Annotated in this window: 24 protein-coding genes; 19 read left to right on the top strand and 5 right to left on the bottom strand. The window is 52.0% G+C overall.

All coding sequences use genetic code 11. The features are described 5' to 3' along the window. The first annotated feature begins 158 nt into the window (after positions 1 to 158). The 9 genes from CHH75_RS24885 (at position 159) to CHH75_RS13620 (ending at position 7,457) form a co-directional block, all read left to right on the top strand. Positions 159 to 335, top strand: a complete 177-nt coding sequence (locus CHH75_RS24885; RefSeq protein ID WP_176475566.1) for a hypothetical protein — start codon at positions 159 to 161, stop codon at positions 333 to 335. A gap of 287 nt (positions 336 to 622) precedes the next feature. Continuing rightward, positions 623 to 1,024, top strand: coding sequence for a DUF2500 domain-containing protein (locus CHH75_RS13655; protein WP_095398455.1), 402 nt, complete (start codon positions 623 to 625; stop codon positions 1,022 to 1,024). 125 nt (positions 1,025 to 1,149) lie between these two features. Continuing rightward, on the top strand, positions 1,150 to 1,905 hold the full coding sequence (locus CHH75_RS13650) for an SDR family NAD(P)-dependent oxidoreductase (protein ID WP_095398454.1): 756 nt from the start codon (positions 1,150 to 1,152) through the stop codon (positions 1,903 to 1,905). Positions 1,906 to 2,238: 333 nt separating this feature from the next. Continuing rightward, positions 2,239 to 2,853 (top strand): copper resistance CopC family protein, encoded by a 615-nt coding sequence (locus CHH75_RS13645; protein WP_244908083.1) that lies wholly within the window; start codon positions 2,239 to 2,241, stop codon positions 2,851 to 2,853. A gap of 3 nt (positions 2,854 to 2,856) precedes the next feature. Then, a complete protein-coding gene (locus CHH75_RS13640) occupies positions 2,857 to 3,945 on the top strand; it encodes a copper resistance D family protein (RefSeq protein WP_095263764.1) in 1,089 nt (362 codons plus the stop codon). 230 nt (positions 3,946 to 4,175) lie between these two features. Beyond that, a complete protein-coding gene (locus CHH75_RS13635; protein ID WP_095266532.1) occupies positions 4,176 to 4,598 on the top strand; it encodes a cell wall hydrolase in 423 nt (140 codons plus the stop codon). Between the two features lie 54 nt (positions 4,599 to 4,652). Further along, positions 4,653 to 5,078 (top strand): spore coat protein GerQ, encoded by a 426-nt coding sequence (gene gerQ, locus CHH75_RS13630; protein WP_095266531.1) that lies wholly within the window; start codon positions 4,653 to 4,655, stop codon positions 5,076 to 5,078. Positions 5,079 to 5,476: 398 nt separating this feature from the next. Further along, entirely contained in the window at positions 5,477 to 6,790 is a 1,314-nt protein-coding gene (locus CHH75_RS13625) for a hemolysin family protein (RefSeq protein WP_095398453.1), read from the top strand. Between the two features lie 208 nt (positions 6,791 to 6,998). After that, complete coding sequence (locus tag CHH75_RS13620; RefSeq protein ID WP_255223032.1) at positions 6,999 to 7,457, top strand: hypothetical protein; 459 nt, start codon at positions 6,999 to 7,001, stop codon at positions 7,455 to 7,457. A gap of 157 nt (positions 7,458 to 7,614) precedes the next feature. Here CHH75_RS13620 and CHH75_RS13615 read toward each other — a convergent pair whose 3' ends face one another. From CHH75_RS13615 to CHH75_RS13600, 4 genes are all read right to left on the bottom strand, one after another. Then, complete coding sequence (locus tag CHH75_RS13615) at positions 7,615 to 8,418, bottom strand: DUF4367 domain-containing protein (RefSeq protein ID WP_095398452.1); 804 nt, start codon at positions 8,416 to 8,418, stop codon at positions 7,615 to 7,617. Next, entirely contained in the window at positions 8,399 to 8,986 is a 588-nt protein-coding gene (locus tag CHH75_RS13610) for an RNA polymerase sigma factor (protein WP_095398451.1), read from the bottom strand. Before CHH75_RS13610 ends, CHH75_RS13615 begins: the two co-directional genes overlap by 20 nt. A 506-nt stretch (positions 8,987 to 9,492) precedes the next feature. Beyond that, on the bottom strand, positions 9,493 to 10,722 hold the full coding sequence (locus CHH75_RS13605) for an aminopeptidase (RefSeq protein ID WP_095266526.1): 1,230 nt from the start codon (positions 10,720 to 10,722) through the stop codon (positions 9,493 to 9,495). A gap of 122 nt (positions 10,723 to 10,844) precedes the next feature. After that, entirely contained in the window at positions 10,845 to 12,077 is a 1,233-nt protein-coding gene (locus CHH75_RS13600) for an aminopeptidase (RefSeq protein ID WP_095398450.1), read from the bottom strand. Positions 12,078 to 12,215: 138 nt separating this feature from the next. Between CHH75_RS13600 and CHH75_RS13595 the strand changes: the two genes are divergently transcribed. Beyond that, positions 12,216 to 12,485: a hypothetical protein gene (locus tag CHH75_RS13595; protein ID WP_095266524.1), complete on the top strand. Its 270-nt coding sequence runs from the start codon at positions 12,216 to 12,218 to the stop codon at positions 12,483 to 12,485. 128 nt (positions 12,486 to 12,613) lie between these two features. Here CHH75_RS13595 and CHH75_RS13590 read toward each other — a convergent pair whose 3' ends face one another. Beyond that, a complete protein-coding gene (locus tag CHH75_RS13590; protein WP_095266523.1) occupies positions 12,614 to 13,969 on the bottom strand; it encodes a TrkH family potassium uptake protein in 1,356 nt (451 codons plus the stop codon). A gap of 79 nt (positions 13,970 to 14,048) precedes the next feature. On the opposite strand from CHH75_RS13590, the gene CHH75_RS13585 reads away from it, so the two are divergent. The 9 genes from CHH75_RS13585 to CHH75_RS13550 all read left to right on the top strand — a co-directional run bounded on the left by CHH75_RS13585 (position 14,049) and on the right by CHH75_RS13550 (position 20,119). Continuing rightward, positions 14,049 to 14,966 (top strand): DMT family transporter, encoded by a 918-nt coding sequence (locus CHH75_RS13585; RefSeq protein WP_095398449.1) that lies wholly within the window; start codon positions 14,049 to 14,051, stop codon positions 14,964 to 14,966. A gap of 142 nt (positions 14,967 to 15,108) precedes the next feature. Next, the gene (locus CHH75_RS13580; protein ID WP_095266521.1) at positions 15,109 to 15,843 is read left to right on the top strand and encodes an AzlC family ABC transporter permease; all 735 of its coding nucleotides are present in this window, start codon (positions 15,109 to 15,111) and stop codon (positions 15,841 to 15,843) included. Next, entirely contained in the window at positions 15,834 to 16,160 is a 327-nt protein-coding gene (locus tag CHH75_RS13575) for an AzlD domain-containing protein (RefSeq protein WP_095266520.1), read from the top strand. Before CHH75_RS13580 ends, CHH75_RS13575 begins: the two co-directional genes overlap by 10 nt. A 182-nt stretch (positions 16,161 to 16,342) precedes the next feature. Beyond that, a complete protein-coding gene (locus CHH75_RS13570) occupies positions 16,343 to 17,059 on the top strand; it encodes a glycosyltransferase family 2 protein (protein WP_095266519.1) in 717 nt (238 codons plus the stop codon). A 12-nt stretch (positions 17,060 to 17,071) separates the two neighbouring features. Further along, the gene (locus CHH75_RS13565; RefSeq protein WP_095398448.1) at positions 17,072 to 18,295 is read left to right on the top strand and encodes a glycosyltransferase family 4 protein; all 1,224 of its coding nucleotides are present in this window, start codon (positions 17,072 to 17,074) and stop codon (positions 18,293 to 18,295) included. A gap of 21 nt (positions 18,296 to 18,316) precedes the next feature. Next, entirely contained in the window at positions 18,317 to 18,481 is a 165-nt protein-coding gene (locus CHH75_RS24880) for a hypothetical protein (RefSeq protein ID WP_176475565.1), read from the top strand. Between the two features lie 115 nt (positions 18,482 to 18,596). Beyond that, positions 18,597 to 19,004: a hypothetical protein gene (locus CHH75_RS13560; RefSeq protein ID WP_095398447.1), complete on the top strand. Its 408-nt coding sequence runs from the start codon at positions 18,597 to 18,599 to the stop codon at positions 19,002 to 19,004. A gap of 138 nt (positions 19,005 to 19,142) precedes the next feature. Continuing rightward, entirely contained in the window at positions 19,143 to 19,481 is a 339-nt protein-coding gene (locus tag CHH75_RS13555) for an antibiotic biosynthesis monooxygenase (protein ID WP_095266516.1), read from the top strand. Between the two features lie 239 nt (positions 19,482 to 19,720). Then, entirely contained in the window at positions 19,721 to 20,119 is a 399-nt protein-coding gene (locus CHH75_RS13550; RefSeq protein WP_095398446.1) for a hypothetical protein, read from the top strand. Positions 20,120 to 20,169: the final 50 nt, after the last annotated feature.

Below are 20,169 nucleotides of genomic sequence, written 5' to 3'. Positions count from 1 at the left end.
TAACACGATTTTTAAAGCCGTGTCCTCTGCGTTATTGGGATACTATGTTCATCTTTCAGTATTCATGTGAAAATAATCACAAAATATAAGCGCCCGTTATGCTATGCTAGAAGTGTAAGGAAGAGCTTTCACACCACAAGCTGAAGGAGCGGATCGAGATGACTTATGATCGGATCACCCAACATTATCTGAACCTTTGTTATAACTGTGACTATAACCACGAATGCCAGACCGAAGAGGAATGCCTGGCCTGCTGGACCGAGCAAGGATTGCTCACCGCCGAGGACGATGGGCAGCAGGAGACAAGAAGATGGATGCAGATGGCCAATGACTGACTCGTCATCGCAAGCACAACCCCCTGCAAGCGAAGGACACCGCGGTGTCTCGCTGCAGGGGGTTGCTGTGTGCTTGAGCCCTCTAATTCGCCTGTAATCCGCTTGTTTCTTCGTGAAGGCTTGGAGTGTGGTTATACTACACTATATCATCACGAATTTGAAGGAAGGTCATAGACAGGACTGCGGGACAGGCTTCAACATTTTGTCTAAAAACTTTGTTTCCCTGTGTTAAGTTGTCTAAAAATAGGCATATACATAAAGCAAGACAAGGTGGAGGGGGGAGCCATATGGGATGGGGATCGGATTGGATGTTCGATTTTTTTGGCAGTGTCATGCCCGTGTTCTTCATTGTCGTTGTCGGCATTGTGCTGCTCTCTGCAGGGAAAGGGCTTTTGCAATGGAGCCGGAACAACCGTCAGCCGCTGCTCACCGTGGAATCTAAAATTGTAAGCAAGCGCACGGAGGTGAAGCACACCCATCACCATGACGATACGATGTCCAGCCGGACGCGTACCACCTATTACGTCACTTTCGAGGTTGAAAGCGGGGACCGGATGGAGTTTGTCGTGAGCGGAGAGGAGTATGGGATGTGTGCGGAGGGGGATCAAGGAATGCTGCGATTCCAGGGCACCCGGTTCTACAGCTTCGCGAGACATCCGAAGATCCATCAGGATCTGGCCAGAGGTTAGCCTCACACCGTCTATACCGGAATGCTGCATCTTCACCCGAGGATTGGTAAGCGAACTTCTGTGCGCTATAATGAAATCATATCGTGATGCGATTATTTACGCTTGCACAGGAGGAGCCAAATCACATGAATACAACCACGTTCAAAGGAACAACCGTCGTCATTACCGGTGCAGCCAAGGGCATCGGCAAGGGGCTGGCGGAAGCATACGCTGCCGCTGGCGCGGATGTGATTGTCAGCGACACGCTGAAGGATGAAGGGCAGCAGACGGCCGAACAGCTGCAAGCGAACGGATATTCAGCTGTCTTCGTCCCATGCGATGTCCGGGACGAGCGCGAGATTAAGCAGTTGATGGAAGAGGCAGTCAGACGGACCGGACGGCTCGATATTCTGATCAACAACGCCGGGGTATCGCGCTGGAAGTCTCCCTATGAATTGAAGGTCGAGGAATGGGATGATGTGCTGAATACCAATGCGAGAAGCTGTTTTCTGGCCTCGCGGGAAGCGGCATTACATATGAGAACCAATGGCGGGGGCGCCATTGTCAACATTTCCTCGACCAGATCGGTCATGTCCGAGCCGAACTCTGAAGCGTACGCGGCGTCCAAAGGCGCGATTGTCGCCTTGACCCATGCGATGGCAGTCAGCCTCGGGCCAGACGGCATTCGCGTCAACTGCATCAGTCCGGGCTGGATCGAAACGGGCAGCTATGATCAGCTGCGGCCGGAGGATCACAGTCAGCATCCGGCAGGCCGGGTCGGCGTGCCGAAGGATATCGCCAAGGCTTGCTTCTACTTTACAGATCCGGACAACACCTTTGTGACCGGGACGCATCTCGTCGTGGACGGGGGAATGACGCGTAAAATGATATATGAGGAATAGAGCGAACGAGGAATAAACCCGAAGGATTGGCCGAGCTTCATCTAGGCCGATCCTTTTGTTTTGCAGCCTCCGATTAGAATATTTCGACAGATTTAGATAGCCCCATAGGATTTAATGAATTCGACGAGAACGATGATGACATCGTTGCGACGATACCGTGCTCATATTAAGTTTACATAAAATATATTATGTATACCTATGACAATGTTCACAAATCTATCAATAGCCATAACTGACAACCTTTGTTATGATGGGGAAGATTTAAATTGAAGATAAATTGGAAGTATGGAGGCGATCATGGTGAAAAATATGTGGAAAGTCTCATCCCTGCTAATGGTGAGTTTCATATGGGCACTTCTGTTCCCCGCATCCTCTTGGGCACACTCCAAGCTGGAGAGCAGCGTGCCTGCCGCTGATGCGATCATTAGCGAAGTCGTGGAGGAAGTGAGTCTGTCCTTCAATGAGAATATCGATGAGAACTTGAGCATTCTGAATGTGAAGAACGAGCAGGGGGAAGAGGTTGAGTTGGCTGAAGTCTCGGTGACCGGTGAGACGCTGAAGGGCGTTCTGGTTTCCCCGCTTCAGTCCGGCAGCTATACGGTGGACTACAAGATCGTAAGTGCTGACGGCCATCCTGTCGAAGGCAGTTACCAATTCCAGGTTGACGTGCCGGAGCAGGAAACAGCTGCCGAAGCGCCGGATACTCCGGTTACCGGCGAGCCGCAGGAAGAGCCGGTGACGGATGAAACTTCAGAGCCAGCGACAGACGAAGCGCCGGCTGACGAAGCGGCGACCGATACATCCGGTGATCAAACGGCGTCGGAACAGGAAAATCCGGCAAGTGACAACGAGGGTCAGGGCGGATTTAACGTATGGATTGTCGTCGTTGTTGTCGCCGCTGTGCTGGTTGGTTATTTTGTAGTCAAGCTTTCCCGGAACAGGAAGTAAACCATGTATTATTGGCTGAGTGAACCGTTTCTGTATTTGGGTTATGCGATTTTGGCAGCAATAAGCGTGCTTGCAATTGTCCCGGACCGCTATAAGCCAAGACTGGCCGTTCCTGCCTGGCTGGGGCCGCTTGCCGCTCTGGCGGTGGCCGTCGGCGGTTTTATCCCGCTGCTGCGAATTGTGATGTTTTTCAAGTCAGATCTCGGTTTCTGGAAAGCCTTCAACAGCATCATGTTCCAGTTTCGTGAAGGGGAACAATATGCATGGCTGCTCGTGCTCGTCATCCTCATGGCTGTGCTGGCATGGATCGTGCAGCGGAATCCGCGTACGATCACACGGTTTCTGATGCTGCCTGCAGTGCTGGGCATGGCATGGGGGCTATCCGGATTCAACCATGCGGCGACGCTGTTTGACTGGCTGGGCCCGGTTGCTTTTCTCGGTCATTTTGCCGGCATGGCATTTTGGACGGGGACGCTGCTGCTTGTCGGATGGTTCAGTCTCGGATCGGATCGCTGGGACGCCTTTCTGAGATGGTTTCATCCGTTTGCCATCCTGTGCTTTGTCATCGTCATGGCCTCGGGCCTTTATCTGATGAGCGGGGTGGCCCCTGATCCGGTGAACAGCTGGGGCTTGTCTTACGGACAGGCGCTGCTGGTGAAGCATATTCTGATCCTGCCGCTGCTCGTGTTTGCCTTTGTCAACGGTGCTCTGATGAAGCGTAAGCTGCGGCGGCAATCCCATTTCCGCCCTGCTTCATGGGCACGCAGCGAAGGGGTGCTGATCTGGCTGATCTATATCGTTACCGGATATATGAACCAGCAGGCAGCCCCCCATGAAGTGCCGGATACGCTCGCGATTTACGGGCCTGCTCCGACCTTTCTGTGGTTTCATTCCGGATTCCAGGAAGGCGCGCTGCTCTTGCAGTGGAGCTGGATCGGTATCGTTTGCCTGGCAGCAGGATTGGCGCTGCTCGGCGGTATCCTGTACGCCTTCAAACGTAATAAAGGCCCGGCATTCGCGCTGCTCAGCAGCCTGGCTGCCATCGTGCTTCTATATTGCGGCGTGATGTTCTCGATAACCGTATCCGCTTAAGAGGACCTTTCCGAGTTTCGACTCGGGAAGGTTTTTTTGCATGCTTTCACAGCAGCCTGACTTATGATGCCGCGCTGTTTTTTTGTAAAAATCTTTCGCTTATATGTATTTCATCCCCTGCCTCCTCGTATGTATAGAGCAGTGAAAAAAATCCCTTCGCTCATCGTCACCCCGCTAGGCAAATGCACATACGATACAGTGGTGAAGTCAAGGAAGTGGAGGGAGTTATTGTGGCTGTTATCAAAGCAAATTCAAGTGATATTGATCTTCTGGCAAGACTGATCCGGGCAGAGGCGGAAGGCGAGGGAGAGCAGGGAATGCTCATGGTCGGCAATGTTGGCGTGAACCGCATCCGTTCCAATTGCCTTGATTTTATGGATATCCGCAGCATGAGGGATATGGTATACCAGAGTCCGGGCGGATTCGAGGCCACGCAGAAGGGGTACTTTTACCAGAAGGCAAGGGAGCGGGACAAAGAGCTGGCCCAGAGAGTCATTAACGGCGAGCGAATCTGGCCGGCCTCCAACGCGCTGTGGTTCTTTCGCCCGGTGGGCGATTGTCCTCCTACCTGGTACAATCAGCAGCATTCCGGCCGATTTAAGGCGCATTGCTTCTTCATCCCGACTTACGAAGATTGTCCTGCCGTTTATTAATGGCTTGAACAACCGCTTCATGCGAAAGATATGACAAGGAGGTAATCCAGTTTTATGTACAACCACAGTGTTCCCCCGGTTCATTTTGTCAATCAGGTGCGTTATCCCGGCGTTCCTCAGCGGTCCGTCGCCGGCTATGCCGGCAATGTCCCGCCGCAGGTGCCAAGCGGAGCCCCGATTACCCCTGGTGGTGCGGTGCTGCCAACCCAGCAATTCGAGCAATCTTACATTGAGAACATTTTGCGCCTGAACCTCGGCAAGCAGGGCACCTTCTACATGACCTACGAGAACAACAGCCAGTGGAATGCCAAAGTGTTCACAGGCATCATCGAAGCTGCCGGCAGAGATCACATTATTATCAGCGAGCGTCAGACAGGAAGACGCGTCATTCTGCTGATGGTCAATCTGGACTACGTCGTATTCGACGAGCCGCTTACTTACCAATACCCTGGCCATGTGGGCACTCAGGGCGGAAGATAATCTCCAATCAAGCTGAACTCCGGATAGCGATCTATTCGGAGTTTTTCCGTACATACGAGCATTTTATGCGCAATCCGGACGCTATACGAAACCTTCAAGCCGCTCATTTCATAGACTATATCAATTCGGCGATATCAGGGGCTAAACCCAGGTATTCAAAAAATAGCCGCTAACAACGCGTTTTTATGTCATAAGACAAAGTTTGACTGTGTATCGTAGTTCTATATAATTATTTATATAGCTTGTATACGTCTCAAATAAGACAAGGAGATGATTTCATTGGGAAGTTGATGCGCGGTTCGGATACGCTGCAATGTGTGATCGCTTCACAAATTTTTAACAATCGAAGGAGGTGATCCTATTCGTCATGGCATGTTGCATGGCGGATAGGAGATCTATTGAGTGACCCCTTACCGAGTTTATTAAGTTTATTCTTGGTGTTTTTACTTGTATTTTTGAACGGTTTTTTTGTATCGGCAGAGCTGGCCTTCGTGAAAGTGAAGGGAAGCCGGATTGATGCACTGGCCGAGGAAGGGCATCGGAGAGCCCGATTTGCGCAGGGCATTCTGCAAAATCTTGACCGTGTGCTGTCCGCATGCCAATTGGGCATTACGCTAGTTACGCTTGGACTTGGCTGGATCGCCGAAAGAACGATTTTTGCCATGATTACGCCATGGTTTGGCGGGCTTGGATGGAGCGAGACGCTCATCCATATCATATCCCTGGTTATTGCATTTATGCTTATATCACTGATTCATGTCGTGTTTGGCGTGCTGGCCCCGAAATCGGTGGCGGCTCACAAGGCGGAGCGCATTACGCTGTTGTCTGCGATTCCGCTGAACCTGTTCTATAAAGGCATGTCGCCGCTGTTGTGGCTGGTCAATGGGCTATCCGGCGGACTGCTGAGCTTATTCCGGATGCAGCGCGTCGTGGAACGCAATGTGCATACGGAGGAAGAACTGCGGGATATGATGAAGGAAAGCAACGAAATCGGGCTGATTGACAACACGGAGATGGCGCTTGTTGACAACATCTTTGAGTTTGCCGATACGACCGCACGTGAAGTCATGATTCCCCGAACCGATATGATCTGTTTATACAATAATCTGTCCTTGGAAGAGAATATGAAGATTGCGCAAGAAGGCATGCGAACCCGTTATCCGGTATGTGATGAAGACAAGGACCATATTATCGGTTTTGTTCATATCAAGGATCTGATGCGCGGACTGGCGCATAACCAGATTTCATTGATTCGCCCGATTCTGGCTGTTCCCGAGTCGATGAAGATCAGCGAGCTGCTGAGAAGAATGCAGCGCAGCAAGACGCAGATCGCCATTCTGATTGACGAATACGGCGGCACCTCCGGCCTGGTGACCCTGGAGGACATTATGGAGGAGATTGTCGGCGAGATTCAGGATGAATTTGACGAGGAGCGGGAAGGTTTCGAGCAGATTGGTGAAGACGAGTTCTCCATTGACGGATTGATGCTGATTGATGAAATTAATGACCGTCTAGGTCTCCATGTGGATACAGATGATTATGATACCATCGGAGGATGGTTGTCTTCCCGTCTTGAAGTATTATTGCCGCAGAAAGGGCAGTCCATCTTGTATGAGGATTGTCTGTTCGAGGTAGAGGAGACGGATAACAAACGTATATCCCGAATCCGGGTGACAAGACAGCAGATGCTGCAGGAAGAAGCGGGAGCATAGATTGCTGTGGATGGAATCGATGAGAAAGATTGACATTTTATGTCGATCTTTCTTTTTTATATTAAATTAGTTTCAATATTTATATCAAATAATGAAAGAATAGATACTTTTTCGTCGAATAAGGATGTTAAAATATGGATGTTCCTATTAATGAAAGAAGGGTGATGTTATGTCCAAAGTGCGGAATCATACACGCATAGTCTCATCGGTGGCTCTCAGTGTACTGTTGAGTTTATCTCTGACCGGAGGGGCGTTTGCGGATTCAGCTTCAGACTTAGCACCAGGTGCCTTGACATCTCCGCCGCCAGTAGAGGCGGAATTTGTTCCGTTCGCAGCATTGAACGCGAACCTGTATTTATCGCATGGATCTTCTACGATCCGACAAGCCGGATCCAACCAGGTTCAGGTTACTGCCAGAACCTATGCTTATCAGACGGTTAATTCAGTAGGGGTCAACTACAACCTCCAGCGCTGGACAGGCACGGAATGGATCAATATTGCCAGTTTCTCCGACAGTGTGTCCAGCAGAAGCTCTTACGATGGACTACGGACATGGAGTGTGTCCCCAGGGTACTATTACCGGGCGCATACCGTACACTGGGTGAACCATGGCGGGACTTACGAATCAGCTACATACTACACGAATTCTGTCCTTATTCCTCTATAATTTCAGATGGCATGAAGCAGCAGGGCTGCCCCTTCCGGGGCAGCCCTGTGTCTTTATATAATCCGATGCCTCTATGATTCAGGTAGCGGCAGCCTGGCTCGCTTACATATTGTCCGCTCTCGGTTCCCGATAATAGTTGGTGGCTAATGGAAGCTGCTTATTGGATATTGTTGGCGATCTTGACCAGCTCTTCCTTGCTCACATCCCCGATGATAAAGTACACCACTTCGTTCATCATGAATTTGAGGCTGTTATAACGCCCTTCGCTGAAGGCAGCCTCAATGCCGGAATCGAGCTTCAGCTGGCTCGTTACTTCACCTGGCAGTGCTACCGAAGCCGAGTTGTCCAGACTGTACAGATGCACATATAGACGTTGGTCACCATTCGCATAATGAAGCGCCAGATCATACACCGGCTCCTCCTGAGCGGAGCCAAGGGCGCTCATCTCATCCAGCACATATCCTTCAGGCATATACCCGAACTCGGGAAGCGGAAATGCCAGTCGTTCCTTGATCTGCGCTTCTGTCAGATGATGATACTCGGTTGTCAATTCCTCAACATATACATCCTCATCCGACTGTCCGTGATGCTGAACCATATCCGGCGGCGGCGCTGTGACTGCACCGTGTTCAGGGGCGGGGCTTTGCCGTCCGAACATCATATTGACAACACCGTCCCCCCAATTCTTGATCTGCTGGTAAAAGGGAGTTACCGCCTGCGTCATAGTGGGCGGGGAGAATAGAAATGCCCCGATTGCAACGGAAGCCGCAACAATACCGGTAAGCCGAAAGCGGCGGCGGCGCTGCTTCTTACGTTTAAGCTGATCAAGTTGCTGCTTGACCTGCTGCCATGATTGCCGTTTCGATTCTTCATCTGCAGCTATTGAAGAACGAGATGCTGCGCGTTCAAATGCTTGATCAAACTGTTCGTCAAAGCTACCTTCATATTTTTCGTTGCTCATCCAATTCACCCCACTCTCTATACAGCATCTTCTTCACAGATTCCCTGGCCCGGAACAGCCGCTGCTTCACGATATCTTCCCGGATGCCGAGCAGTTCCCCGATTTCCCGGTAGGACAGGCCATGCTTCCAGCGATATTCAATCAGAATGCGATATTCCGGCTTGAGCTGGTGCAAATACTGCTCGATGGATTCCTCCAACATGTTGGACTCCACCTGTTGTTCTACATTAATGGAAGAAACAACCATTTGCTCTTCATTAATAAAAACACGCTCAACATCGATTTGGTTACGGTATTTTTTATTTTTTCTTAAATAATTCATCGTTGAGTTCTTCGCAACGACTCGAAGCCATCCCCGCATCTTGCTTTCATTCTCAAATTCCGGCTTGCTTGTAATCACTTTCAGGAATGATTCTTGAATAATATCCTCGGCCGCAGCATGATCTCGAACAATATACAGGATCTGTCCATAGACCAGATCATAAAATTCGTAATAGATTTGTTCTTGCAAAGCTTCGCTCAGATCAGCGAATTCTGCTGCGAGCAGGAGCTGTAATCGGTTGGACACTCGATAATCTCCTCTCTGGCGTTCCCATCCTATTTCTTTCATCATTTTACATCAAGTTGTGTGAAAAAGCCCACCTCATTCTTATTAGAAAGCAAAGAAGCTTATACCAACTGATATGGACAAATAGGGTGGATCATTGCTGAAATTTGGTTCAATGTTGCCAACGTGAAGAAGGAGGGAAACAGGCCGAGACGAGTCATAATGGAAGCGAGAAACCGAGTAGAGGTGAAAGGGCGTGCTAATTCATCCAGAAACAGCATCATCAGATCGCCGGTTCGGGATCATAGCGGTGGATGCGTGGGGTGGAATCCATCCCGAAAGGGGAGAGGAGCGCAGCGGAACTAGGGCGGATGACACCGCCAAGCCGAGCTTGGGACAGCCCTTGCCCGAATGAGGACAAAGGGCGAAGGGCTGTCTGACGCTCATGCACGATACACGATATAGAGCGAATGTTAACGCGCTCCATCAGGCTGGACAGCAGGGCTTGCACATGGAATAAGCGGGTTTTATGCCCAATTGCCGTCGATAAAGACAGGCTCTTCCTTGCCGTCACGGGTAATGCCGGTAATGTTCAGATCCTTCGAGCCCATCATGAAATCGACATGGGTAATGCTGGCGTTCAGGCCGTGCTCCCGCAGCTGTTCCGGCGTCATCGTTTTGCCGCCCTCCAGATTGAAGGCATAGGCGCTGCCGATCGCCAGATGACAGGAGGCATTCTCGTCGAACAGCGTATTGTAGAACAGAATGCCGCTTTCCGAGATCGGGGAGCGGTACGGCACCAGCGCCACTTCTCCCAAAAAGTGTGAGCCTTCATCCATCGAGATGAGGCGGGCCAACGTATCCTGACCTTGCTCGGCAGAGAAATCGACAATGCGGCCTTGCTCGAACGTCAGAGTGAAATTGTCGATAATGTTGCCGCCATAGCTTAGCGGTTTCGTGCTCCGCACTGTGCCGTTTACACCGGTCTTCAGCGGAGCGGTGAACACTTCTTCGGTCGGGATGTTGGCAACAAAGCGCTCGCCTTTCTCGTTATGGCTGCCCGCCTGCGCCCAAATATGGCCTTCCGGCAGCTCGATGGTCAGATCGGTTCCCTCGGATACAAAACGAAGCTTGTGATATTTCTTCCGGTTGAGCTCATCGGATTTCTTCTGCAGCGTGTCGATATGCTTCTCCCAGGCCGCGACCGGATCATCCAGATCAGCGCGAACCGCATGGAAGATCGCATCCCACAGCTTCTCGACCTGCTGTTCCTTCGGCACATCCGGGAACACTTTGGCAGCCCAATCCGGGGATGCAAAGGCGATGCCGGTCCAGCTCATCTTGTCGGCCTGCTGGTACTGACGGTACTTGGACATCGCTTCACCGTATGTACGCTGATACGTGGCAATGCGCTCCGGATCAACGCCTTTCAGCAGGTCCGGATTGGAGGAGAGGACAGTCAGGAAGGCAGCACCCTGTTCAGCAAGTTCAGTGACCTCCTGGGCGTAATGCGTTGGCGCTTCCTTGAAAGACTCATCCGGTGCGAGGTCATAGCGGATGCGATTGACGATTTCATCGCTATAATTCACTTTGACCAGCTTGGCACCGGCTTCGTATGCTTTTTTTACAATGAGACGAACGAGGGGAGCGGCTTCAATCAGCGCATTGACAACCAGCGTTTGCCCTGGCTGCACATTGGCGCCCACCTTGACGCCAAGCTCCGCGTATCGTTCCAGCTTCTCTTCAAAACTTGCCATGTTCATTCCTCCGTTATCCTTTTTCTATAATTAACCTAAGGTCAATTCATATTGATGTCGGGTTTAGGAAAGCAGCCATCCAGACAGAAGCTGAATGGCTGCCGCACCCTAGAGTACGCTGTTTAAAATGCCCAATTTCCTTTCAGGAATACAGGCTCCTTCTGACCGTCTGCCGTAATGCCGTATATATCCATATCCGCAGATCCGATCATGAAGTCCACATGGGTCACACTGGTATTCAGGCCGCGCTCCTGCAGCTGCTCATGATTCAGTCCCTTGCCGCCTTCGAGACAGAAGGCATAGGCGCTGCCGAGCGCAAGATGGTTGGAGGCATTCTCGTCAAACAAGGTGTTGTAGTATAAAATATTCGACTCCGAGATCGGGGATTGATGGGGAACGAGCGCAACCTCACCCAGATAACGGGCACCTTCGTCCATGGACAGCAGCTGCTCCAGCGTTTCCTGGCCGGTCTCGGCGGTGAAGCTGACCACCTTGCCATTCTCGAAGGTGAGCGAGAAATTGTCGATGATGTTGCCGGCATAGCTGAGCGGCTTCGTGCTGCGGACAGTGCCGTTCACGCCCGTCTTGAGCGGAGCGGTGAACACTTCCTCGGTCGGCATGTTGGCGACAAAGGCATGTCCCTTTTCGTTGATGCTGTCCCCTTGCGCCCAGATATGGCCTTCCGGCAGCTCGATCGTCAGATCGGTGCCCGGGGCGATGTAGTGCAGCTTCTTGTACTTCTTGGCATTCAGCACCGCGGATTTCTGATCCAGTGTCTCCAGATGCTTCGTCCAGGCGGCAACCGGATCAGGCTGATCGACGCGTACCGTATGGAAGATCGCGTTCCACAGCTTATCGACTTGCTCTTCCTTCGGAACATCGGGGAACACTTTGGCGGCCCATTCCGGAGAAGGAACGGCGATCAGACACCAGCTGAATTTGTCAGACTGCTGGTAGGCGCGATATTGCTTCAGCGCTTCGCCGCGGGTTTTGTAGAAGTTAGCGATGCGGCCGGATTCAATGCCATTCAGAAGGTCGGGATTCTCGGAGAGCACATGCAGCACAGCCGCTCCGTTCTCGACGAGCTCGGTCAGCTCGCCTGCCAGCCATTTTGGCGCTTCCGTAAACACATCATCTGCGGCTTTTTCGAACTGAAGCCGCGTGATCGCTTCATCGTTCCAGATCACCTTGACCAGCCGGGCACCCGCTTCATATGCCTTGTTGGCAATTAAACGGATAAAGTCTGCAGCAATGACAGGCGCGTGAACGACCAAGGTTTGACCTTTCTGGACGCCCACACCTACCTTTACTGCCAATTCGGCATACTTGTCCAGCGATGTATAGAAATCGGACATTTGGTACCCTCCAATACGAATATAGATTTTCCACCATATTATACTAGATGAATGTACATATTAAAAACATTAATGACAGACGCGCAAAAGTGTTATATTGTGTCTTATGGGTATGAACTGTTGAAGGAGGATGAAAAGGTGTCACAGATTCAAATTGAACGTGCCGGGATGCAGCGGGATGATGAGGATCATTTTATCGGATACACGATCTTTGCCTATGAAGGCCATGCTGAACCTTATGAAATTACGTTCCACAGCAAAGACGGGCGCAACTGGGATTACAGCCTGAATTTTGCGGACGAGCCCGGTCTGGAAGAGCAGTTCCTGGCCGTAGACGAGCTGATCGAGAACAATGACGACCTGTTTGACGATTTGCTGGATGCAGCGATTGAGGCGGGAGATCTGTAGTACATAGCGGAGCGTGACCTGCATCAAACAATTGAGCCATAGATAGCGCAAAAACCGTGCCTTCCCCTTTAAAGGTGAAAGCACGGTTTGTTTGTGAGCTTATGGCCGTACCCGCGGTGTCTGTCTCATCATCCGATGATAATCTTGCCCTCCGGATGACGATACAGATCCTTATGGTTGTGGCGGCTTAACGCATAGGCCAGCGTTAACGGCCCGAGCCGTCCGAGGAACATCAGCGACGAGACCGTTACCTTGCCGATATCCGACAGTTCGGGTGTCAGTCCCATGGACAGACCAGCGGTGGCAAAGGCCGATACCGCCTCGAACAGAATGATCAGGAAGTCACCCTGCTCCGTGACCGACAGGAACATGGAGGCGCCGACCAGCAGCAGCAGCGACAGGATCGTCAGCGTAATGGATTTATAAACGACCGCCTGAGCAATCCGGTTGCGAAACAGGACGACATCGCGTTTGCCCTGAATCATTGCCACCACAGCGCCGATCAGGATCGCAAAGGTAGTTACCTTGATTCCGCCGCCGGTCGAGCCTGGCGCAGCTCCGATGAACATCAGGATGACCATGAAGAACTGGGAGGACTGCTGCAGCCCTGATATGTCAATCGTGCTGACCCCGCCGGAACGGGGGGTGATCGATTGGAACAGGGAGGCCATCATTTTGACCGGAGTGGATAGCGGCCCAAGCGTTCTTGGATTGCTGAACTCCAGAATAAACAGCAGAACTGCACCGAGCACGATCAGGGTGGAGGTAACGGTCAGCACCACTTTGGAATGCAGGGAGATTTTGCGTGTCTTCGGATACTCAATCAGGTCGAAGATGACGATAAAGCCGATACCGCCGAGGAAGATCAGCGCCATCAAGACCAGGTTCACATACGGGTCTGCCACGTAAGCGGGAAATCCGCTGAAAGGCCCGTGATGGAGACCCATCAGATCAAAGCCCGCATTGTTGAAAATGGATATGCTCTGGAATATGCCCAGATACATCGCTTCAGACAACGGCATGTCCATGGCAAAGCGGATGGTCAGCAGGATTGCGCCTGCGGCTTCAATAATGATCGAGTAAATGAGCGCTCTTCGAATCAGATCCACGATACCGGACATCTGGGTATGTCCCATCGCTTCCTGCAGTATCATGCGCTCCCGCAGGGAGATGCGCCGGTTGAACATCAACGCTACCCACGTAGCCGATGTCATGAAGCCGAGTCCGCCGATCTGGATCAACAGCAGCAGCACGATCTGGCCGAAGAATGACCAATGGGTGCCGGTGTCCACCACGACCAGGCCGGTAACGCTTGTCGCCGATACGGCCGTGAACAGCGCATCGACGAACGGCGTGGATGTGCCGTCCGAGGAGGCGATAGGCAGCTTGAGCAGAAAGGTGCCGATCAGCACGATCGCTGCAAAGCCGAGAGCCAGAAATTTAGGCGGGCTTAAAGGTTTGCGTAAATGGTTCTTTTTTTTCATGTCGTCAGGTCCTTTATTGATATTATTGCAAAAGCCATACTTTCTAATCATAACACGAAAGGTGAATCACTCAACTACCATGAATGCAGACAAACCGCCAATTCCTGTACCGATCCCTTTGATCATTGGGATTGTGGCCATTTCATTTTCTTCCATATTCATCAAATGGGCGGAGAGCCCGACCTCGATTCAGGCCATGTACAGACTGATTATCACCGCATTGATCATGCTCCCGTTTAGCGGCAAATACATCGCCGAGATCAGGAAGCTGACGCGCACGGACTGGGCACTGCTAGCCTGTTCAGGCTTCATGCTGGCGCTTCACTTTCTGCTCTGGATGGGCTCCCTCCGGTGGACCAGTGTGGCCAGCTCCACGATTATTCTTGCCCTGCAGCCGGTATTTGTAATGATCGGCGCGTATTTCTGGTTTAAGGAGCGGGTGCATATCCCGGCGCTGATCGGCATGTCGATCGCCTTTGCCGGGGTGTTCCTGCTGATCGGAAGCAGCGGGTTCGACGGGAGTCCGGGTCATCTGACCGGCGATCTGATGTCGCTTGGCGGTACCGCAGCGATCGCCGTCCACATGCTGCTGGGTCAGCTGCTGCTGAGGCGGCTGCCCGCGTACCTGTACAGCCTGCTTGTGTTCCTGTTCGCAGCAGCTGTGCTGGCCGTATACAATGCCGCGCTGGGCGTTCCTTTTACCGGCTATGCTGCATCAGAGTGGGGCATCTTCGCGTTGCTGGCATTCGTGCCCACCGTGTTCGGCAGTCTGATGTTCAACTGGCTCATGAAATATGCCTCGGCTTCCACCGTGTCGATGAGCGTGCTCGGCGAGCCGGTTGGAGCCAGCCTGCTGGCCTTCCTGCTGCTTAACGAATCGATGAGCCTGCTCCAGGCGGCAGGAGGCGCGCTCGTGATGCTCGGGTTGGTGATGTTCCTGCAAGGGAACAAGGCAAGCAGGGCGGTCTCGCCGCTTCGGCAGGAAGAAGCCGGATAACGATATGGGGCGGGTGAGCATACCGCTGATTAGCTGATTGTGAGGACGGGGCGGGAAGTTGTCACTCATCGCCAGGCGTGCCATGTTATAATGAAGGCAGGTTTGGAGTATGGATAGACCAAGAGATTGTGAGAGGGATCGGATGGAAGTGAACACGGAAGTACAGCACAGCCCCTCGAAACCGATCGAGGGCAATACTTACTTGCAAGGGGTTAAGGACTGTGTGCCGACGCTGCTCGGCTATTTAAGCATCGGCTTTGCCGCCGGTGTGGTGGAGCGGACCGCTGGCTTCAGCTTGATGGAGATCGCGCTGCTGTCGCTGATTGTGTATGCGGGCTCCGCCCAGTTTATCGCAGCTGGTATGGTGGCGGCCGTCTCGCCCATAGCGACCATTGTCACGACGATATTTTTTGTCAATGCAAGGCATTTGCTGCTAAGTGCGGCAATTGCTCCTTATTTTGAGAAGCTGTCGGCTCGAAAAAGCTTTTTTATCGGTTCGCTGCTGACAGATGAAACGTTTGGCGTGGCTTCGACCAAAGCCCAGGAGCAGAAGAAGCTCGGCTATAAATGGATGGTGGGGCTGAATTTGACCGCCTATCTGAACTGGTGTGCAGCTAATGTAGCCGGCGGGCTTGTCGGCGACTGGATACCGAACCCGGAGCGATGGGGACTTGATTTTGCCTTGCCGGGCATGTTCATCGGCCTGCTCGCGCTGCAGATGATCAGCCGGAAGAAATTCGGCCTCGACCTGCTCGTTGCGCTATGTGCGGCAGCGGCCGTTGTACTGGCCAGCTTCCTGATGCCGCCGAGCGCGGCGATTATTGTGGCGATTCTCGTGGCGGCCACGGCGGGGATGGTGATGGAACGATGGAAGTAAGATGGCATATCTTTCTGCTCATTGTCGGCTCTGCCATCGTCACGCTGATTCCCCGGGTGCTGCCGCTCATGGTGCTCAATCGCCTGCGCATACCGGAAGCGCTGCTGCGCTGGCTGGATCATGTGCCGGTCGCGGTAATGGCTGCGCTGCTGGCCCAGGAGCTGCTGCTGGCTGACGGGAAGGTCGATCCGGGCCGAAATCTGCTGGAGATCGCCGCCGCGGTGCCGGCCTTTCTGACGGCGTTCATCACGAAGAGCCTATTCGCCACGGTGATTGTCGGCATCATCACAATTGTTGTTCTGCGTCTTGTGATCTGAATACTGGAGCTGTTCTCACATGCTTGCCGCATGATGGGGGCAGCTCTTTTATTTCGCATATTTGGACGAATGTCAGGGGACAGGGGTCCTTTCGGAATGTCTGGAGATTGCATAAGGTGTACTAGACCATGATGTTTGCTTGAGTGTAATCGAACCTGATAGGCAGAAGGAGGGGACAGGGGATGATGCCGACGGTAACGATCGTCATACCCTTTTATAATTGCCCATATATACAGGAGGCATTGGAAAGCGCCATTCACCAGACCTATCCCGCTGTCGAAATCATCGTTGTGGATGACGGGTCAACCCGGCATGCCGATCTAATTGCACCTTATACGCACCGGGTGTATTACTTGGGCAAGGCTAACGGCGGGACCGCTCATGCGCTCAACCACGGATTTCGGCATGCATCGGGTGAGTATATCGCATGGCTAAGCTCGGATGATAAATTTGAGCCTCACAAAATTGAAAGACAGATGGCATTCATGCTCACGCATGGATTGGACGTAAGCTATACCGCCTTTTCGGTTATCGACCAGCACAGCCGGATTACCGATCCGTACCGTCCGGCTCCGATGGCAGGCATGGCCGATCTGTGCCGGCAGCTGTCCTATTCGAATCCGATCAATGGGTGTACGGTGATCGCCAAAAAAGAATGGATCGCCGGTGTCGGGATGTTTAACGATCATCTTCCTTTTACGCATGATTATGACCTGTGGATTCGATTGGCCATTAACGGGGCGAAATTCGGGTATATGCCGGACTGCCTCACCAAATACCGGGTCCATGAGCAGATGGGCACGATTCAGCACCGGGCCAGAATTGCCGGTGAGTATCAAATGGTACAGAATAATTACCGCAATTTACTGCAGCATGTGGCGGCTCAACTCGGTGGTTAAGGGGGAGAACGTGTGAAGATACTGCTCGCAACCCACTGGCTGATCCCCCATGTCGGCGGCGTCTGGAATTTTATGGTCCAGCTGAAGCAGCACCTGGAGAACCACGGGCATCAAGTGGATATGATGGGAAACAGTCCGGATTACAAAAAAATTCACATCGTGAATCAACATGGGATGGAGCTGGCCAAGGAGGCGCTGCTGCCGATTCTGTCGGCTAAGCTGGCATCGGCGCAAGTCCCGGAACTGAACGCACATCCGGTCATTACCAATTATGAGCTTGAGCGATACTTTATGGAGCTGTCGGCCGCCTATTTTGGCCTGGAGAGCTATGATATCATCCACACACAGGATGTATTTGCCACGCGTTCCCTCAGTCGGGTGAAGCCGAAGCGAACGCCGCTGATTGCTCATGTTCACGGCTCTGTAGCGCGCGAAATGATGGACCATTTCCGCAACCATCCGGAGATGGGAATATCGGAGGGGAGTCCTGCATGGAGATACTTTCCTTCCATGGAGTATCATGCAGCGATGGCAACGGACATTACGATTGCCGCCAATCATTGGTCGAAAAACATTCTCGTTGGCGAGTTCGGTGTCCCGGAGAACCGGGTAGCCGTGTTTCAGTATGGATTTGATGCGCCGGCCTTTTATGCCAAGATGAATGCAGGCACCCCGGTCGTGCGGCCCCCAGGCAAAAAAGTAATTATCTGTCCGGCAAGGCTGGTCTATGTGAAAGGGATTCATGTGCTGATCTCAGCGCTGGAAATTTTGCGGCATATGCGTGACGATTGGGTATGCTGGATCGTAGGGGACGGCGACTATCGCGGGCAACTGGAACTGCAGACGGTCAACAGCAGCCTCCAGTACCATGTATTCTTCCACGGGTCCAGAAACGATGTGCCGGCGATGCTGACTCAATCGGATATTTTTGTCCACACCTGCATTCAGGATAATCAGCCATATTCGGTTATGGAAGCCCAGATGGCCGGGCTGCCTTGCATCGTATCCAGTGCCGGCGGCCTGCCCGAAATGGTGCAGCATGGTCAGACCGGTCTGATCTCGCCGGTTGGCGATGCATACACGGTAGCACAGCAGCTCAATCTTCTGCTCGAACGCGATGATTACCGGATGAGGCTCGGCCAGAATGCGAAGGCCTTTGCCATGAATCACTGGTCCATGGATCTGATGGTTCAGCGGATGCTGATGATGTATCATGGCGCGCTGACTCAGCGATAAAACAACATGGAGGGGAAGCTGATGAATCAGCAAGCATTTACCGTGATGAGCGATCTGTATAACCGGATCTTTCACCGGCAGGTATCCACGCCTGAAATTCTGGTGGACTACGTTGTATTCAATCGCATTCTCGCTTCATTGCCGAAAGATTACAAGCTGCCGGATACGGTCGTTTCTAACCCGTAAGGGGCTGGTGGGGTTACTTCTTCGCCTATCAAGGGCATGGGGGTAGCCCCTATCTTGTTACCTGCAGTTCAGGTATAATTTTCCTTGAAATTATAACTCTAAAGGATGGTGCCCTATGAATCTAATCACGAAGGAAGCCGTTGATCGATTTACGATAATGCATGATCAATACATATCAGACTGGCATGAGGCAATGGCGACAGGAGACACGACGGCTTTGGATCGGATGGCCAAAGCGTACTACGTTGCGTTTTTTGACAATCCAAGTGCGAAGCCCTTGTTCTTTAATGCCGAGGAATCCTGGAAAGGGATGCAGGATTCCGTAAACCAGCTGCTGGGCGGCCATAAAAACTTCGATCACCGCGTGATCAGGCTGAAGGACAACGAGCAGGCGGTCGTCTTCTATGACCTGTCCATTACTTATAGGGATAATAAGGTGGCGCAATTCTTCACCATTGAAAACTGGCAGTTTATCGATGGAAATTGGCTCATCCAGAGTGAAATCCAGCAGCGCATCATCTAGCTCATCCATAATCTATGCAAACCAGCACACGCGTTTGACACCATACGATATATCGTTATATCATAACGATATATCGTATTAATTGATGGCAGCAGAGATGATAGATAACATGCAGAACCAGATGAGGAGGCTTCATATATGCTTATTCAAACGAGAACGATGGTGGTGAAGAAAGGCTTTGCCGATCAAGTGATCGAGCGCTTCACGCAGGATAGCCCGATGGACGCGATGGAAGGGCTGATCGACAAGACCGTGATGGTGAACCGGAAGAAGCAGGAAGACGATGTGGAGGAAGTGGTGGTTGTCATTCGCTGGAGATCGATCGAGGACTGGAAGAACTGGGAGAAGAGCGACGCTCATATTCAAGGACACCGGGAGAAGCGCGGCAAGCCGCAGCCCGAGTATCTTGTAAGCGTTAATGTTAATATGTACGATGTGAAAGCGGTCAAAGAAGGCCAGCATAAGGATCAGGCATAATTCGGAGTCATAAAGAAGAGACATAACAGTAAGGCTTTAATACGAGGCTTATAATAATATAATCAACCGGACCTTAAGAAAGGCGCAGCTTCCAGATACGGAGGCTGTGTTTTTTTTGTTGTGCAGATCGAGGTGGAAAGACCGCCTGTTTTCCGAATCTACCATCTAATAATTGGAATTAAATGCAACAAATTCTACAGTCTGGCCGTTTGAAGAGTAGTGAAAGGAGGAGATCAACGATGAAGATCTTTGCATTGCTGCTTACCGTTCTGCTGACTTTCAGCGGATGCAGTTCGATGGAGAGCGAAGGAGGCGCACAGCGGACCGAAGTCATCGGCAATGTCACTGCCGAGCAGCTGCTGGCCCGGGAGCCGGGCGCGGATATTTTTCAGTGGGAGGGCCTCGTTTACCTCAACGCAGAAGAGATCGAGTGGGTTCAGGAGGAGGAGCTGGAGCCGGGAGACCTCGTTGGAACGATCCAGCAAGTGTATGAGCAGAATCGTCCCTTTGTCGATGGCATGGCGACCGTCCTGCCGGAAGGCACGGAAATTTACGAATCCAAGCCGCATCTTGGACCGATTCTGCTGGCAAAAAAGGGCGATACCTTCATTAAATATTTGGCGCTCATCGAAGGGTAAGTGAAGCCGGCATCAGCAATTGGCTATCCATATGATAAGCGGTCACCAAA

The organism is Paenibacillus sp. 7541 (assembly GCF_002276395.1).
GTDB lineage: Bacteria > Bacillota > Bacilli > Paenibacillales > Paenibacillaceae > Paenibacillus_AQ > Paenibacillus_AQ campinasensis.
This window is presented reverse-complemented; position numbering and strand designations above follow the sequence as displayed.